Genomic DNA, 16,453 nt, shown 5'->3' on the forward strand with positions numbered 1-16,453 from the left:
TTATGATGCCGATGAAACCTTAAGCCCAATTACTCCTAAAACAATAAAAAGAATACAAAATGCTTGGAATAAGTTAATGTGCTCTTTGAAGAAATACACGCTAATAATTGTAATAAGTAATGTTCCTACACCAGACCAAATCGCATAAGCAATACTTAAATGAATTTTTTTGACAACGATAGCAAATACGCTGAAACAAATTCCATAAAATACGAAAATAAGTACACTTGGAACAAGCTTTGTTAAACCATTTGATAGTTTCATCGCAATTGTTCCAGCTACTTCAAAAATAATTGTAACAAGTAATAATAACCAATATACCATACTAGAATCTCCTTCTCTGTTACCTTATAGAGATTCTAGTATACTACTTATAGTCCTAATGAAATATATTTAATTTCTAAATATTCCTCGATACCGAAATGCCCTCCTTCACGGCCAATACCACTTTCTTTAAAGCCACCAAACGGTGCTTGTGCAACTGATGGAAGTCCATCATTTAATCCGATAATACCGTACTCTAATGCCTCGCTAACTTGGAATGCTTGACTAATATCTTTTGTGAAAATATAAGCAGCTAAGCCATATGGTGTATTATTTGCACGTTCGATTACTTCTTCAACCGTTTTAAATTTCGCAACTGGTGCTACTGGTCCGAATGTTTCTTCATTCATACAAAGCATCGTATCGTTCGCCAATCCAATTACAGTTGGTTGCATAAAGTGTCCATCTAGCTCTGCAACCTTATGACCACCAAATAAGACTGTTCCACCCTTTTGAATAGCATCTTCAATATGTTCCTGTACTTTCGAAACTGCATTCTCGTCAATAAGTGGTCCTACAGTCGTTCCATCACCGAAACCGTCTCCTACTTTTAACTGCCCTACTGCCTTTTGAAACTTCTCTGCAAATACTTCATACACTTCTTCCTGAACAAATACTCGGTTTGTACATATACACGTTTGTCCTGCGTTACGGAATTTCGAACCGATTACCGCCTCTACCGCTTTATCTAAGTCCGCATCATTCATAACAATAAACGGCGCGTGACCACCTAACTCAAGTGAAACCTTTTTCATCGTTTGTGCAGCACTAGCCATTAATTCTTTCCCAATCTCAGTTGATCCTGTAAAGGAAACTTTTCGAACACGTCCATCTTCCATCCACGTATCAGCAATTGCTTTCGCACTGCCTGTTACAATATTTATTACGCCTTTTGGAATGTCCGCTTCATGGGCTAATTCAGCTAATTTCAAAGCAGTTAACGGCGTTTGGCTTGCCGGTTTTACAACTGCCGTACATCCCGCTGCAAGCGCCGGGGCTACCTTTCTCGTAATCATAGCAGCCGGGAAGTTCCAAGGTGTAATAGCGGCCATAACTCCAACTGGTTGCTTCATAACTAAAATACGTTTATTCGGATGAGAAGCAGGAATCGTTTCGCCATATACGCGTTTACCTTCTTCTGCATACCATTCAACAAAGCTATTGGCATAATTCACTTCACCAAGTGCTTCTGCAAACGGCTTTCCTTGTTCTCTCGTCATAATCGCTGCAATCTCTTCTTTATTTTCATCGATAAGTGTGAACCATTTTTTTAACTTCACTGCACGGTCTGCTGCTGTTAACTTAGACCATGATTTAAAAGCTTCATGAGCAGCATCAACAGCTTGCTTTGCCTCTGTTATCCCACCCTTTGGTACCGTCGCAAATATTTCTTTCGTTGCTGGATTATTTACTTCGATTTGTTCTTGCAATGTAATCCACTCACCATTTATATACATCGCCTTTTTCTCTACATTTACAAATGTCGCTTTTTTATCCAATGTTTTCTTCCTCCTCTATAAGTTTCTTTATCTTCCTAGTGGCAGCAGATTGACTTATTTTTAAAAACTCCGCTACTTTATAACTCGATCCATATGTTTTATATGCTTTCAAAATAATATTCCGTTCTACTTCTTCTAACATTTTATAGAGACTTTGGCCGGACTGTTCAAGCGTTGATTCTTGCATCGCTATTGGCAAATCTTCTATCGTAACGATATCATCAGCAGTTATAACAATTCGCTCAATCACATTTTCAATCTCTCTATTATTTCCTTCCCACGGGTAACCAACAAACATTTGCAATGTGCTAGGCGCTAATTTTACATTCCGGCCATATTTTTCGTTAAAGTGCTGTAAATAATGATAAATGAGTGGCAAAATGTCTTCGGTTCTTTCCCTGAGTGGTGGAATTACAATTGGAATGACATTCAGACGATAATATAAATCTTTCCGGAATGTTCCTTGTTTCACCATCATATTTAAATCTCTATTTGTAGCCGCTACAATTCTAACGTCCACCTTTTTTAATTCTCTTCCGCCAATAGGACGAAACGTTTTTTCTTGCAACACTTGCAAAAGTTTCGCTTGAATTTCAAGTGGCATTTCGCCAATTTCATCTAAGAAAAGAGTTCCTTTATGAGCTGATTCTAATAATCCCTTTTTCCCTTCACGATTCGCACCTGTAAAAGATCCACCTGAGTATCCAAAAAGCTCTGATTCAATTAAATTCGTTGGCAATGCCGCACAATTAATTTCATAGAAACTTTCATTCTTCCTGTTACTCACTTCATGTAAATGACGTACTAATCGACTCTTCCCTACTCCTGTCTCACCTAAAACGAGAACTGTACTATCTACCACGGATACTTTCTTGATTGTCTCGACTATTTTTTGCATAGCGATACTTTTAAAAATAAGTCCTTCATGTTCATATGTTTCTCTTAATTCTTTTTTATATGTTTTTAACTGATTATCCATTTCCTCTACCTTTTGACGTAATTGGTAGAGCTCTGTAAGATCACGTGAATAACTAATTACTCTTCTTAAATTTCCCTCATTATCAAAAACAGGCCTTGTACGAACGTGTAAATACTCTCCTGATTTTGTCGTTTGAACGAGTTCAATCGGTCTCTTTTTTTCAATTACTTCTAACGTTGCCGATGGATAAAAGATACCATCCTTCTGCAATTCTTTCACATGCTTACCTACCAACTCTTTAGCAGCTAGTTGATAGTGCCTTTCACATGTACTATTTACACGCACAACGATTCCCTTTTCGTCAGTCACAAAAATTTCGTCAAACGCATATTCAAATACATCTTGTAAATCCATTAACACTCGTTCCTTTTCTCCAACCATCCTAGCCACCCCTAACTTCCAATCCATCGATTCACTTCACTACCTTTATTATAAAGTGAATTTTCTGTATTTTATATAGGGTCAGCTAGAATGTTTGCGATTTATTATTTAGCTTTTAAACACGAGCAGTATTTGCTTTCTCATAACAGACTTGCAATGATTCTTCAATTATTGTTAATCCTTCTTCAAGTTGCTCATCTGTAATAACTAATGGCATTAACACACGAATAACATTACCGTATGTCCCTGCTGATAGTAGAAGTAATCCGCGTTTATTTGCCTCTGCGCACAAATTAGCTGTTAACGTTTTATCAGGTGCTTTCGTCTTCCGATCTTGAACGAGCTCGAATGCACACATTGCTCCTAAACCACGCACATCACCAATGCAATTATATTTATTTTTCATCTCTTCGAATCGGTTCATTACGACTTTTCCTAATTCTATCGCTCTATTATTTAAATTCTCTTTTTCTATCACATCAAGTACTGCTAATGCTGCTGCACATCCTAGTGGGCTTCCTGCATACGTTCCACCAAGCTCTCCCGGCGCAGACTCATTCATAATTTCCTTGCGCCCAATAACACCACTAATCGGTACACCAGCGCCTAATGATTTAGATACCGTAATTAAATCTGGAACGACATCATAATGATCAATGGCAAAATATTTTCCTGTACGACTAAATCCTGTTTGAATTTCATCCGCTACAAATAAGATGCCGTGTTCTGAACAAATATTGCGTACTTCTTGCACAAACTTCTTACTCGGAACGATAAATCCGCCTTCCCCTTGAACAGGTTCCATTACAACGGCTGCAATTGTTTCTGGTGCTACCTCTGATATGAAGAAATTCTTAAACTCTTCAATCATAAAGTCATCGTACTGCTCTTCCGTTAATCCTTCTGGACGGCGATATTCGTACGGAAACGGTGCTTTATAAACTTCAGGCGCAAATGGGCCAAATCCAAATTTATATGGTTTTACTTTACTTGTCATCGTCATTGTCATTAATGTACGCCCGTGGAATCCTTTAGAAAATGCAATAATACCAGGTCTTTTTGTATATTTACGAGCGATTTTCACTGCGTTTTCAACCGCTTCTGCACCACTATTTAAAAATAGTACTTGCTTATCAAAACTTCCCGGCGCTAATGCCGCAAGTTTTTCTGCTAATTCAATATATGGCTCATACATCATGACATTAAATCCAGTATGAATGTATTGATCTACTTGTTTATGGAGCGCCTCTTTAACAGCTGGATGACAATGCCCTACGTTAATTGTTCCGATTGCTCCCGCGAAATCAATGTACTGATTGCCATCAACATCTGTTACAAGAGAACCATTTGCAGATTGTACAAACGTTGGGATGCCGTTACTTACTCCTTTTGGTACTATATTTTGGCGGCGTTCTAATAAAGACGCTGCTTTCGGTCCAGGAATTTGTTCATTTACTTTAGCAAATTTTTTTGTGTTCATTACGTACCCCATCCTTTTCTTTACATTGTTTTCTCTTTTCATTGCAAAATGTATGCCAACGTTCTTTCCCAGCATTCATCCTGCATACCTTCTATGTCGACATAAAAAATAAGTCTATAAAGACTCATTAAGAGTCCTTATAGACTTATTTTTCTTACACATTAGACTTTCCTTGTTCCCAAATCAACTCACCCGAATGTGAAATAAACTCCCCGACAGATTGTACTACTAAATCTGCAAGTGGTTCTAACGTTTGACGATCTCCTGTACCAGACAGTACTCCAATTGCATAGCAATTGCCACCATTTCTCGCTAAATATAAATCAGTTGGTGTATCTCCAACGACGGCTACTTCACCTGCTTCTAAATGAAACTTCTCACAAAAAGATTCTACAATTCTTTTATCTGGTTTTTGTGCCGGAAATGTATCTGAAGCTACAACATAATCAAAAAAGGACTCTAATTGATATTGTTTCAAAAATAATTCTGTTGGTGCAAAATCATCAGCTGTCACAACACCTAAAATAAATCCTCTATCCTTTAAACCTTGTAAAATCCTCGGTAAATCCGCCGTCATTTTCATATAGGAGCGGTGTTCATACATAAGAGAAAATAATTTTTCACTTACCCACTCATGCATTTCCTCTTCCTTAGATGACGTAATATACTTACAAAGCCCCTTTGCTACATCGAGGCTTGTTCCAGCAGCTATTGCACTACGAGGATGAACAAATGCCCCATCCACACCGATTTCTTTTAATAAAGCCTGCTGCATTGACTGTGGGAGTTGATATAATTTTATACATTCAGCAACAAGCTCTTCAGCCACTTTTATCCAAATTGAATGAAAATCCATTAATGTCCCATCTTTATCAAATAGTATTGCCTTTACCTTCTCCATAGCATCCTACCTCTCGTTTCTTATCTCCTCCAGTGTATCAATAAAGTATGGATATAAAATAAACGGATTGTAAAAATACCATAAAAATCAAACTAACTTCCAATTTACAATTCCTCTATATAATAAAAAGGATGCCTTTACAGGGCATCCTCTTGTTGTTCAGGAACAAATAGTTCAAGACAATGATATATATTTTCGAATTCCATCGGTGCATCTCCACCGTATTCACCGTCTAAGTTAATCATTAGTTTATCTGGTGAATGCACTTTAATTCGATTTGCTTGTGTGTATAGTACTTTTGGATTGTTAATATGTTCACCACGCTGCGCTTGTGTTGCTGCTTTAATTAAGTCAGCAATAGAACCTTTTTTCAGTACTAATAAATCAAATAATCCATCGTTAATCGATGCATATGGTGCTACCTTTTCAAAGCCGCCCACTGAACGAGTATTCGTAATTAAAAACATCGTAATTTCTTCTTGTAGTAATTTCCCATCATACTCAATTTCAACATATGTTGGATGTAATGACGGTAACATTTCGATTCCTTTTAAATAGTAAGCAAGTTGGCCTAATACCGTCTTTAGCTTGCTTGGCACTTCATATGTTAATTCTGTAATACGGCCGCCACCAGCGATATTAATGAAATATGTATCATTCGCTCTACCAAGATCTAACGGAACTGTTTTCCCTTCACAAATAATATCCGCAGCCTCTTCAATAGCACGAGGTACACCGATCGCACGCGCAAAATCATTTGTCGTTCCAACTGGAATAATTCCAAACTTTGGACGATGTTCATGTCCTACTAAGCCGTTCACCACTTCATTTAATGTACCATCACCACCAGCTGCGATAACAACATCAAACTTACGATCCGCAGCTTGCCTCGCTGCCACAGTCGCATCTCCAGGACCAGTTGTCGCATGACAAGACGCTTCATATCCAGCTTGTTCTAATTTTTGTAATACTTCCGGTAAGCTCTTCTTAAATAGCTCGCGCCCAGAAGTAGGATTATAAATAATTCTTGCTCGCTTCATCATTTATTAGCACAGGAAATTTCTTTATATATTGAAAAAGAACATACCGAACTTCTATTCAGTATTCCCATGCCTACCTCCTCTCATCTTCCTATCCTTCTTTTATCTCGCTCAAACAGGCAGTAAGAACCCGATTCGTGTAGTCCATCAAAAGTAAATATTCATTTCAATGGTTTTGTTTTATTTGACAAAAAATTTATGTCCATCTATTTCCTCACAACAATTTACATATAACGAATAATAATTATCTATTATTTCATGAGATGAAAAAAACCTCTATGTCTAGATTTATCATTATTCCCACCTTTTTGCAACTATCATACCATAGTTGCTATACAAACATTTTTACACTTTTGACAGTTAATCAAACGTTTGTTTAAACGATCTTCTCTCATTTAAACAAACGTTTGATTAACCTAGAAAAACACCCATGTACGGGTGTTTTTCTGCTTAATCTTTACAAGTTACTATTATTATCGCTTATTAATCTCTTCAAGTAAGATTTTGTTAACAAGCGGCGGATTTGCTTGTCCTTTTGTAGCTTTCATAATTTGACCAACTAAGAAGCCAATTGCACGGTCTTTACCGTTTTTAAAGTCTTCGATAGATTGCTCATTATTATCAAGAATTTCTGTTACAACTTTACGAAGTGTACCCTCGTCAGAAATTTGAACAAGACCTTTTGCTTTAACGATTTCCTCTGGGTCTCCACCTTTTTCAATTAACTCGTTAAATACTTTCTTCGCGATTTTAGAAGAAATTGTACCTTTTTCAATTAATTGAACCATTTTAGATAAACCAGCAGGCGTTAATGCAACGTCTTTTAATTCTTTTTGTTGTTTGTTTAAGTATGCAAGCACTTCACCCATTAACCAGTTTGATGTTAGTTTCGCATCTGCTCCATCTTCAATTGCTGCTTCAAAGAAATCAGACATCTCTTTCGTTAATGTTAATACGTGTGCATCATAAGCTGGTAAGCCAATTTCTGCAACGTAGCGAGCTTTACGTGCATCTGGAAGTTCTGGAATCGAAGCACGAATTTCTTCTTTCCACTCATCATCGATGTAAAGTTCAACTAAGTCTGGCTCTGGGAAGTAACGGTAATCGTCAGACCCCTCTTTCACACGCATTAAGATTGTTTTCTTCGTTGCTTCATCATAACGACGTGTTTCTTGTTGGATGATACCACCAGATAACAATTCTTTCTCTTGGCGCACTTGCTCGTGCTCAAGACCTTTTTGTACGTAAGTGAATGAGTTTAAGTTTTTCAGTTCCGCTTTTGTACCGAACTTCTCTTGTCCAACTGGACGAAGGGAAATGTTCGCATCACAACGCAAGGAACCTTCTTCCATCTTACAATCAGATACGCCAGTGTATTGAATGATTGATTTTAACTTCTCTAAGTATGCATATGCTTCTTCTGGCGTACGCATATCTGGCTCAGATACGATCTCGATTAAAGGCATACCTTGACGATTGTAATCTACTAATGAACCATCAGCTGTATGCGTTGATTTACCAGCATCTTCTTCTAAATGAAGACGTGTAATACCGATACGTTTCTTTTTACCGTCTACTTCAATTTCAATCCAACCATTTTCACCAATTGGCTTATCGAATTGAGAAATTTGGTAAGCTTTCGGATTATCTGGGTAGAAATAGTTTTTACGGTCGAACTTCGTTTCCGTTGCGATTTCACAGTTTAATGCCATTGCAGCTTTCATTGCAAAGTTAACTGCTTCTTTATTTAAAGTAGGAAGTACCCCTGGGTATCCTAAGTCAATTACACTTGTTTGTGTATTTGGCTCCGCTCCGAATTCTGTTGGACTCGCAGAGAAAATTTTCGAATTTGTTTTTAACTCAACGTGAACCTCTAAACCAATAATTGTTTCTAAATTCATCTATGCTCGCCTCCTTACAGACTTGCTTTTTTTGTATGATAGTCTGTTGCTTGCTCAAACGCATGTGCAACGCGGTAAATTGTCGCTTCATCGAAGTGTTTACCAATGATTTGTAGACCAAGTGGCATGTTGTTAGCACCGAATCCACATGGAACAGAAATCGCTGGAACACCCGCTAAGTTTACTGGGATTGTTAAAATGTCATTTGCATACATTGTCATTGGATCATCAACTTTTTCGCCCACTTTAAATGCCGGAGTTGGCGTTGTTGGTCCAATAATAACATCGTAGTTAGCAAATACATTTTCAAAGTCGTTTTTAATTAATGTACGTACTTGTTGTGCTTTCTTGTAGTATGCATCATAGTAACCAGAGCTAAGTGCAAATGTACCAAGCATAATACGACGTTTTACTTCATCACCAAAACCTTCGCTACGTGTGTTTTTGTAAAGGTCTAATAAATTATTTACATTATCAGAACGAACACCGTAACGTACGCCATCAAAGCGTGAAAGGTTAGCAGATGCTTCAGAAGAAGATAATAAGTAATACGTTGCTAGAGCGTATTTAGAGTGTGGAAGAGATACTTCCTCCCAAGTTGCGCCCATACCTTCTAATACTTTTAAAGCAGCTAGTACTGACTCACGAGCTTCTTCGCCAACACCTTCTCCTAAGTATTCTTTCGGTACAGCAATGCGTAAACCTTTAACGTCGCCTGTTAAACCAGCTAAGTAGTTTCCTACTTCAACGTTAGCAGAAGTTGCATCCATACGGTCAATACCTGAAATAGCTTGTAATAAGTATGCATTATCTTCTACTGTACGTGTAATCGGTCCGATTTGGTCAAGTGAAGATGCGAATGCTACTAATCCGTAACGAGATACGCGTCCGTAAGTTGGTTTTAAACCTACAACGCCGCAATATGCAGCTGGCTGACGGATAGAACCACCCGTATCAGAACCTAGAGAGAATAATACTTCTCCTGCTGCTACAGCTGCTGCAGAACCACCACTAGATCCGCCTGGAACGTAATCTAAGTTCCATGGATTTTTCGTAGCGTAGAAACCTGAGTTTTCATTTGAAGAACCCATTGCGAACTCGTCCATATTTAACTTACCGATTGTAACTGTGTCAGCAGCTTTTAGCTTTTGCACAACTGTTGCATCATAAATTGGATCAAAGTTTGCTAACATTTTGCTCGCACAAGTTGTACGAAGACCGTTAGTTACAATGTTATCTTTTACACCAATTGGCATACCGAATAATAAACCATTATCTTCAGCACCAATTTTCGCGTCTAATTCTTTCGCTTTCGCGCGTGCGTTTTCTTCATCTAATGTAAGAAAAGCTTTTACGTTATCTTCAACATCCGCAATACGTTTGTAAGATTCTTCTACTAAATCCGTAACGGAAATTTCTTTGTTGTTTAACTTCTTATGTAACTCTGATACGGAATGATCAAATAATGACATCGAAATTCCCCTCCTCTATTCTAATACTGCTGGAACACGGATTTGATTATCTTTGTGATCCGGTGCATTTTTTAATACTTCTTCGACTGGTAAACCTTTTTCTGGTACATCTTCACGCATAACATTTTTCATAGTTAATACATGAGTTGTTGGTTTTACATCAGTTGTATCTAATTCATTTAACTGTTCTGCAAATGTAACAATTGCATCTAGTTGTTTTTGAAATTTTTCAGCTTCTTGATCAGTAATTGCAAGACGTGCTAAATGTGCTACGTGCTTTACATTCTCAACGGAAATTCTTGACACGGCTAGGCCACCTCCATAATATATCGTTCAATCTACAATACTATTGATGATACCAAATTTTCAGTACTTCAAGCAAGTCAACACACGGCACTTACTGCATTTTTACATAAAAAAAGAAAGGCGAATGCCTTTCTTTACGATTTACTCTTTATCTAACGGTTTATTTTTCGGAAATCTCTCGTTATCTTCTTCATTATCACGAATTGTTTTTTGTAATACAAAACAAGACATCGTTAAAAATAATGTTCCAATTAAATAATATCCTTTTACACTAAGCGTTTCATCTAACGTATAAATCCCAATTAGCATACCTGAAAGTGCACAAACAAATGAAGTCCATGCTAAAAACGTGAACGCTTGCGTATTACGTCTTCTCATTGTTCTCCCCCTCGTTAGCTGTACATCCATTATAGATAAGTATATTTACTATGATGGATTTTTATGTAAATTCTAGTTTTATATTTATAAATCTATCATAAAAGAATACTATTTTAAAGTTAGTTTTCTGTCTAATCTGAAAAAACAGTTAAAACTATTGACATTTTTTTCAATTCTTCATAAAATAAAAACAAATATTACGAACCTCGAAATATACGGGAGTGGAAATAATTGTTGCAATATGAACATTTTTTAGACTTACTGCTAGATAACGCCAAGAAACTTTTTTATCCTGAAGAATGGGTAAGCCTAGATTTAACACTTTCTAAAACAGAAGTATTTTGTTTACTTTGGATGGAGCGAAATACAGATATTACAATGACAAAAATCGCTGACCTTCTTGATATACCGATGAGTACAACGACAGGTGTTGTAAATCGCCTCGTAAAAAAGGGATATATTGAAAGGTACCGTGATGAAAACGACCGACGCATTGTATTAATTCGTTTAACAGAAAACGGCGTAATGCTCGTTCAAGAAGTAAAACAAAATGCAGCCCATTACTTTAGCCTAGTGACAGAAGCATTATCAGAAGCAGAAAAAGCATTCTTACTAAAAATCTTCCAAAAGATCATGAATCACATTGCTACGTCACAGCAAAAAACAGAAGAAAAGGTTTCTACACCTAAAATGAAAAACATTCCGATTGAATAAAACCCTAGTTGGGTTTTTATTCAACATTTTATTTCGGCACTCGTAATATTCGATACTCGAAACAAAGGGGATAGAATAATGAGAATTATTTTGTATACAGGTAAAGGCGGCGTAGGAAAAACTAGCATTTCAGCAGCAACAGCACTTCAAAGCGCAAAACAAGGATTAAAAACATTAGTAATGAGTACAGATCCTGCTCATAGTTTAGGAGATTCATTTGGTATAAAGCTATCTTCTGAGCCATTAGCAATTCGTGAAAATTTGTGGGCACAAGAAATTAATACGATTTATGAGATGGAAAAAGGCTGGGGGAAATTACAGAAATATATTACGCTACTCTTCACCTCCAAAGCAGCTGATGATATTACAACAGAAGAATTAACGATGTTTCCTGGTATGGAAGATTTAATTAGCTTACTTCGCGTACTCGATTATTATAAACAAAACACATATGATGTTATTATCATTGATTGTGCTCCAACAGGAGAAACATTAGCAATGCTCAGCTTTCCAGACATGCTCGGCTGGTGGATGGAAAAATTATTTCCTATTAAAAGAAAAGTTTTAAAAGTTGTTCGTCCTGTAGCTCAACCACTTCTTGGTGTCCCCCTTCCAACCGATGATATTATGGACGAATTAACGAATACACTTGAACAACTTGGAGAAATGAGAGATATTTTATCAAACCGAGACATAACAAGTATCCGCATCGTTGTAAATCCTGAAAAGATGGTCATTAAAGAAGCTCAGCGCAGCTTTACGTATTTAAACTTATACGATTATAACGTGGATGCCATTATGATTAATCGCGTCATCCCTAACACTGTCACCGATCCTTATTTTCAAGCATGGAAAGATACTCAAAAGAAATATAAAACATTGATTCAAGATAGTTTTCAGCCGCTTCCTATTTACGAAGCTCCTATGTTTGAACAAGAGGTTGTCGGTTTGTCTATGTTAGAGCGTGTAGGAGATGCTTTATTTAAATCAGATTCTTCTCCTACGGAAGTGAAATTTAACGGTCGCACTCAATATGTAAAAAAAGATGGCGATGAGTATATTTTCGTTCTCTCCATTCCCTTCTCAAACAAAAGTGAACTTTCATTAAATCAAAAAGGTGATGAACTTATCATTCGTTCAGGTTCTGTGAAACGGAACATCACATTACCAAAAACGTTAACACACCTTTCTATTCAAGGAGCAAAATTCGAAGATGATGTACTAAACATTCGATTTGGAGGTGTAGTGCATGCGTGAGGAACTACTAAGGAAGGTAATTCGTACAAAAATAAAAGTCGGTATGAATATATTAGAAGAGTTACCTGCCCCAATCCAGCAATCAGCTAAGCAAGCACTAAACATTTTGCAAGAGGAACTAGCTACTTATCCGAAAAAACAAGAGCATCATGAGGATAATTTAAAAAGTATCATAATTGAATAACTATCCCTGTATAGAGGGCCTTTTTTAGGCTTTCTATATTTTATTGGAGTGATGTAAGTTGATGAAAAAACATTCAACTATTATACCCTGGATCATTCCTTTATTATTTTTCGTTCATAACCTTGAAGAATCTTTTCAAATGCCACAATATCTTGCTAATCAATTTTCAATTCATTTTATAACAAGCCGACAATTTTTCATTGCGATTTTCGTATTAACAATCTTTGTCTTACTTATCGTCTTTCTATATCAACTAAACTTCTTGTCTTCTATATACTGGATTATTTTTATACAGGGGGCGATATTCTTCAACTCTGTTCAACATATTATTTTGTTTTTCATTTATCGTTCATATAATCCTGGCGTAATATCAGCCGTTTTCATTATGATTTTTTCTATTTTCTTTTTTTCATTCGAAAAACACCTCATTCATAAAAAACAATTCGTAATTACACTCATTTTCAGCTTATTTGCTTACCCTTTTATAATTTGGATTACCTTACTATTCGCTAGCTACTTTCATTCATAAAAAAAGACCAGGAAAACTCCTGGTCCATCACTCTACTTAACAAACATTGGATTCTACATTATACAGAATTGGAAGGTACAGAATTAGGGTTTTGTTTGTTAAGTAGATTATATGTTGAACGAGCTAACAGCGGAGGGGTTCCTACTGTTAATCGTTAAACCCGATAATTATTTTACGATTTTTTCAAGCTCCTCAAGTGAAAGATCTACTGAAATGGAACCATCATTTGTTTCTTTCTTAATTGCATCTGTTACTTCTTTTGAATGATATAGTTCAATTACTTTTTTCAGTGTTGGATCATCTTTATCTTTTGTACGAGCTGCGAAAATATTAATATATGGCTTCGCATCTTCATTCTTTGGATCTTCTAAGAAAATTGGATCCTTCGCTGGATCTAATCCAGCTTGACCAGCAACACCGTTATTAATAACTGAAGCTGCAACATCTTTTAATACACGAGGTGTTTGCTGTGCGATAACCGGTGTAATTTTTAACTTCTTCGGATTTTCAGCAATGCCACTTGGATCTCCGAATAAGCCAAAGTCTTTCTTAAGCTTTAATAATCCAGCTGCATCAAGAAGTTTTAATGCACGAGCTTGGTTCGTTGGATCATTTGGAATCGCAATTTCTGAACCATCTGGAATTTCATTTGCCTTCTTATATTTTTCAGCGTATAAGCCCATTGGTGCAATTTGCGTTGTACCAACAGCTGTAATATCTAACTTATGCTCTTTTTTAAATTGCTCTAAGAAAGCAACGTGCTGGAATGAGTTTAGTTCAATATCTCCATCAGCTAACGCTTTATTTGGCGTTGTATAATCAGAGAACTCAATCAGTTTAACTTTAATTCCTTCTTTTTCAGCTTTGTCCTTTACAATTTCCCAAGCGTTCCCATCCGTTCCAGTTACACCAATGCGAACTACTTTCTCTTTTGCTCCTGCATCTGAGCAGCCGCTTAACGCTGAAATTCCTACAATTGCTGATAATGCAAATGCTAAAATTTTCTTCATTTTCTTTTCCCCTCTTCCTTTTTATGATCTGCGTAAAAAGACTTTCGCAAAGTAGTTTCCTAAATTTTGAGCTACCTGTACGAGAATAATAAGTAAAACGACCGTTACGAACATAACTGATGTATCAAAACGTTGATAACCATATGTCATCGCTAAGTCACCAAGACCGCCACCACCGACAAGCCCAGCAACTGCAGAAAATTCAATTAAACCAACTGTCATAAACGTAACACCTAAAATCAATGGCGCTAACGCTTCTGGTACAAGAATTTCAAAAACAATTCTAAATGGTGAAGCACCCATCGCTTGAGCTGCTTCAATGACTCCCTTTGGAACTGAAACAAGATTTGTTTCAACCATTCTAGCAATACCAATTGACGCAACTAACGTCATTGGAAAGATTGCTGCTGCTGTTCCAATCGTCGTTCCGATAACACTTCTTGTTAGTGGGCTTAAAGCTACTAAGAAGATGATGAATGGAACCGGACGAATTGTATTAATAATGATATTAAGAATAGAAAAGACCCATTTATTTTCTAAAAAGTTTCCTTTCCTCGTTACATATAAAAGTAAACCTAGTGGTATACCAAGAATTGTAGCAAATATAAGGGTTACGATTACCATTAAGAGGGTATCCCCCGTCGCATCTACTATGCGAGGCCAAAATATACTCCAATCAACTCGCATGAGCTTCTACCTCCTTCAGCTGCACTTGCAGTCTTAGATGTTGTAATGCTTTTTGAATTTCTTTCTGCTCACCTTGCAGTTCTACAAGTAGATTTCCAAATAGCACATTTTGAAGTTCAATAATATTTCCGTACAGTACGTTTACATCGACGGTATAGTTTTTCGCGATATATGATAGTACCGGCTGCCCTGTCTCTTCCCCAGTAAATGTTAAGCGATAAATCTGTCCACCATTTTGAATTTTCCCTAGAACACTTTCCGGTAAATGATCATTAATAATGGAGCGTACAAAGTTTTGAGTTGTCTTTGTTTTTGGTTGTGTGAAAACATCAAACAGTTTTCCTTCTTCAATAACCTTTCCCTTCTCCATTACAGCTACACGGTGACAAATTTCTTTCACAACATGCATTTCATGTGTAATAAGAAGAATTGTTACATTGTATTCTCGATTTACTTTCTTTAATAAGTTCAAAATTTCTGTCGTTGTTTCTGGATCTAAAGCTGATGTTGCCTCATCACATATAAGAATGTCTGGCGATGTTGCAAGTGCTCTTGCAATGCCAACACGCTGCTTTTGTCCGCCTGATAGTTGCTCTGGATAATAGTTTGCTTTATCTTCTAATCCTACAAACTTTAGCAGTTCATTTACTCTTTCTGTTATCTCATTTTTTGGTACTTTCGCTAACCTTAATGGATAAGCAATATTCCCAAACACTGTTCTTGAATTAAATAAATTAAAACTTTGAAAAATCATCCCGATTCTTTGTCTTAGCTTCCGTAATTCTTTCGTCGATAGTGATGTAATATCTTTATCATCTATTGAAATCGTTCCCGCCGTTGGTCTCTCTAACATATTTACTAGGCGTAATAACGTACTCTTTCCAGCGCCACTAAAACCGATAATGCCAAAAATTTCGCCCTTCTCAACTGATAATGTTACATCCTCCACCGCATGAACAGATTGCCCACCTGATTCATATACTTTACTTACGTTGTTAAAAGAAATCATTTTTTCCCCTCCTATATGCTGTAAAAACTTGAAGTAGAGCTTTCGAGGTAAAATAAAAAGTGCTCTCCTTCTTATCAACCATAAAGATAAGAAGGAGAGCACTTATATGTACTCGGTCACATCTTCTCATCTTCCAAGCCTTTTATAAGGCTTGCTGGAGTTAGCACGGTATTAAAAAACCCGTTGCTGAGGTATCGTAGGGCCAGTCCCTCCACCTCTCTGGATAAGAATGTATCGATTTAATTGTCGTTTAATTAATTCTCATTATAGAACTCAGAATAATAAGAGTCAATACATTTTTTAGAAAAATATTAATTATTTATCTATTAAAATTTTCAAATAAAAAATCACAATATAATATTGCTTTTTAAAGTTATGTAAAATTCTTCTCCTTCATATTTT

At 36.6% G+C, this 16,453-nt stretch carries 17 protein-coding genes and 1 riboswitch; of the genes, 4 read left to right on the forward strand and 13 right to left on the reverse strand.

Annotated features, from left to right (window positions below; translation table 11 throughout):
* From QCI46_RS25555 to QCI46_RS25600, 10 genes are all read right to left on the reverse strand, one after another.
* Positions 1 to 324, reverse strand: coding sequence for a DMT family transporter (locus tag QCI46_RS25555; RefSeq protein ID WP_000263259.1), 324 nt, complete (start codon positions 322 to 324; stop codon positions 1 to 3).
* A 47-nt stretch (positions 325 to 371) separates the two neighbouring features.
* Positions 372 to 1,823, reverse strand: a complete 1,452-nt coding sequence (gabD, locus tag QCI46_RS25560) for an NADP-dependent succinate-semialdehyde dehydrogenase (RefSeq protein WP_353841721.1) — start codon at positions 1,821 to 1,823, stop codon at positions 372 to 374.
* Complete coding sequence (locus tag QCI46_RS25565; protein WP_353841722.1) at positions 1,816 to 3,183, reverse strand: sigma-54 interaction domain-containing protein; 1,368 nt, start codon at positions 3,181 to 3,183, stop codon at positions 1,816 to 1,818. Before QCI46_RS25565 ends, gabD begins: the two co-directional genes overlap by 8 nt.
* Positions 3,184 to 3,298: 115 nt before the next feature.
* Complete coding sequence (gene gabT, locus QCI46_RS25570) at positions 3,299 to 4,663, reverse strand: 4-aminobutyrate--2-oxoglutarate transaminase (protein WP_353841723.1); 1,365 nt, start codon at positions 4,661 to 4,663, stop codon at positions 3,299 to 3,301.
* A gap of 154 nt (positions 4,664 to 4,817) precedes the next feature.
* Positions 4,818 to 5,564, reverse strand: a complete 747-nt coding sequence (locus QCI46_RS25575) for an HAD family hydrolase (RefSeq protein WP_353841724.1) — start codon at positions 5,562 to 5,564, stop codon at positions 4,818 to 4,820.
* A gap of 137 nt (positions 5,565 to 5,701) precedes the next feature.
* Positions 5,702 to 6,607: a diacylglycerol kinase gene (locus QCI46_RS25580; protein ID WP_000977669.1), complete on the reverse strand. Its 906-nt coding sequence runs from the start codon at positions 6,605 to 6,607 to the stop codon at positions 5,702 to 5,704.
* Positions 6,608 to 7,077: 470 nt separating this feature from the next.
* Entirely contained in the window at positions 7,078 to 8,505 is a 1,428-nt protein-coding gene (gene gatB / locus QCI46_RS25585; RefSeq protein ID WP_001047688.1) for an Asp-tRNA(Asn)/Glu-tRNA(Gln) amidotransferase subunit GatB, read from the reverse strand.
* A 14-nt stretch (positions 8,506 to 8,519) separates the two neighbouring features.
* A complete protein-coding gene (gene gatA, locus QCI46_RS25590; protein ID WP_000051449.1) occupies positions 8,520 to 9,977 on the reverse strand; it encodes an Asp-tRNA(Asn)/Glu-tRNA(Gln) amidotransferase subunit GatA in 1,458 nt (485 codons plus the stop codon).
* Positions 9,978 to 9,992: 15 nt separating this feature from the next.
* Positions 9,993 to 10,283, reverse strand: coding sequence for an Asp-tRNA(Asn)/Glu-tRNA(Gln) amidotransferase subunit GatC (gene gatC / locus QCI46_RS25595; protein ID WP_000086999.1), 291 nt, complete (start codon positions 10,281 to 10,283; stop codon positions 9,993 to 9,995).
* Between the two features lie 141 nt (positions 10,284 to 10,424).
* Positions 10,425 to 10,661: a YiaA/YiaB family inner membrane protein gene (locus QCI46_RS25600; RefSeq protein WP_001254393.1), complete on the reverse strand. Its 237-nt coding sequence runs from the start codon at positions 10,659 to 10,661 to the stop codon at positions 10,425 to 10,427.
* Positions 10,662 to 10,892: 231 nt separating this feature from the next.
* Here QCI46_RS25600 and QCI46_RS25605 point away from each other — a divergent pair, with 231 nt between their 5' ends.
* The 4 genes from QCI46_RS25605 to QCI46_RS25620 all read left to right on the forward strand — a co-directional run bounded on the left by QCI46_RS25605 (position 10,893) and on the right by QCI46_RS25620 (position 13,345).
* Positions 10,893 to 11,375 (forward strand): MarR family winged helix-turn-helix transcriptional regulator, encoded by a 483-nt coding sequence (locus QCI46_RS25605; protein WP_353841725.1) that lies wholly within the window; start codon positions 10,893 to 10,895, stop codon positions 11,373 to 11,375.
* A 75-nt stretch (positions 11,376 to 11,450) separates the two neighbouring features.
* Positions 11,451 to 12,632: an ArsA family ATPase gene (locus tag QCI46_RS25610; protein ID WP_088061535.1), complete on the forward strand. Its 1,182-nt coding sequence runs from the start codon at positions 11,451 to 11,453 to the stop codon at positions 12,630 to 12,632.
* Positions 12,625 to 12,816, forward strand: a complete 192-nt coding sequence (locus tag QCI46_RS25615) for a DUF3926 domain-containing protein (RefSeq protein WP_087982231.1) — start codon at positions 12,625 to 12,627, stop codon at positions 12,814 to 12,816. Before QCI46_RS25610 ends, QCI46_RS25615 begins: the two co-directional genes overlap by 8 nt.
* A 61-nt stretch (positions 12,817 to 12,877) precedes the next feature.
* Complete coding sequence (locus tag QCI46_RS25620; protein WP_142310770.1) at positions 12,878 to 13,345, forward strand: HXXEE domain-containing protein; 468 nt, start codon at positions 12,878 to 12,880, stop codon at positions 13,343 to 13,345.
* 167 nt (positions 13,346 to 13,512) lie between these two features.
* Here QCI46_RS25620 and QCI46_RS25625 read toward each other — a convergent pair whose 3' ends face one another.
* Genes QCI46_RS25625 through QCI46_RS25635 form a run of 3 tightly spaced genes read right to left on the reverse strand, consistent with a single transcriptional unit; the run spans position 13,513 to position 16,051 of the window.
* Positions 13,513 to 14,355, reverse strand: coding sequence for a MetQ/NlpA family ABC transporter substrate-binding protein (locus QCI46_RS25625; RefSeq protein WP_353841726.1), 843 nt, complete (start codon positions 14,353 to 14,355; stop codon positions 13,513 to 13,515).
* A 21-nt stretch (positions 14,356 to 14,376) separates the two neighbouring features.
* The gene (locus QCI46_RS25630) at positions 14,377 to 15,042 is read right to left on the reverse strand and encodes a methionine ABC transporter permease (protein ID WP_001261880.1); all 666 of its coding nucleotides are present in this window, start codon (positions 15,040 to 15,042) and stop codon (positions 14,377 to 14,379) included.
* Entirely contained in the window at positions 15,032 to 16,051 is a 1,020-nt protein-coding gene (locus QCI46_RS25635) for a methionine ABC transporter ATP-binding protein (protein ID WP_353841727.1), read from the reverse strand. Before QCI46_RS25635 ends, QCI46_RS25630 begins: the two co-directional genes overlap by 11 nt.
* Before the next feature lie 123 nt (positions 16,052 to 16,174).
* A riboswitch (SAM riboswitch) is annotated at positions 16,175 to 16,281 on the reverse strand.
* Positions 16,282 to 16,453: the final 172 nt, after the last annotated feature.

The organism is Bacillus cereus group sp. RP32 (assembly GCF_040459735.1).
Classification (GTDB): domain Bacteria; phylum Bacillota; class Bacilli; order Bacillales; family Bacillaceae_G; genus Bacillus_A; species Bacillus_A wiedmannii.

Bases quoted from the DNA above. Each gene is read 5' to 3' on its own strand.
- QCI46_RS25615 (WP_087982231.1), top strand. From the start codon at position 12,625: ATGCGTGAGGAACTACTAAGGAAGGTAATTCGTACAAAAATAAAAGTC.
- gabT (WP_353841723.1), bottom strand. From the start codon at position 4,663: ATGAACACAAAAAAATTTGCTAAAGTAAATGAACAAATTCCTGGACCG.
- QCI46_RS25575 (WP_353841724.1), bottom strand. From the start codon at position 5,564: ATGGAGAAGGTAAAGGCAATACTATTTGATAAAGATGGGACATTAATG.
- QCI46_RS25580 (WP_000977669.1), bottom strand. From the start codon at position 6,607: ATGATGAAGCGAGCAAGAATTATTTATAATCCTACTTCTGGGCGCGAG.
- QCI46_RS25600 (WP_001254393.1), bottom strand. From the start codon at position 10,661: ATGAGAAGACGTAATACGCAAGCGTTCACGTTTTTAGCATGGACTTCA.
- gatA (WP_000051449.1), bottom strand. From the start codon at position 9,977: ATGTCATTATTTGATCATTCCGTATCAGAGTTACATAAGAAGTTAAAC.
- QCI46_RS25620 (WP_142310770.1), top strand. From the start codon at position 12,878: ATGAAAAAACATTCAACTATTATACCCTGGATCATTCCTTTATTATTT.
- QCI46_RS25625 (WP_353841726.1), bottom strand. From the start codon at position 14,355: ATGAAGAAAATTTTAGCATTTGCATTATCAGCAATTGTAGGAATTTCA.
- gatB (WP_001047688.1), bottom strand. From the start codon at position 8,505: ATGAATTTAGAAACAATTATTGGTTTAGAGGTTCACGTTGAGTTAAAA.
- QCI46_RS25635 (WP_353841727.1), bottom strand. From the start codon at position 16,051: ATGATTTCTTTTAACAACGTAAGTAAAGTATATGAATCAGGTGGGCAA.
- QCI46_RS25555 (WP_000263259.1), bottom strand. From the start codon at position 324: ATGGTATATTGGTTATTATTACTTGTTACAATTATTTTTGAAGTAGCT.
- QCI46_RS25630 (WP_001261880.1), bottom strand. From the start codon at position 15,042: ATGCGAGTTGATTGGAGTATATTTTGGCCTCGCATAGTAGATGCGACG.
- QCI46_RS25565 (WP_353841722.1), bottom strand. From the start codon at position 3,183: ATGGTTGGAGAAAAGGAACGAGTGTTAATGGATTTACAAGATGTATTT.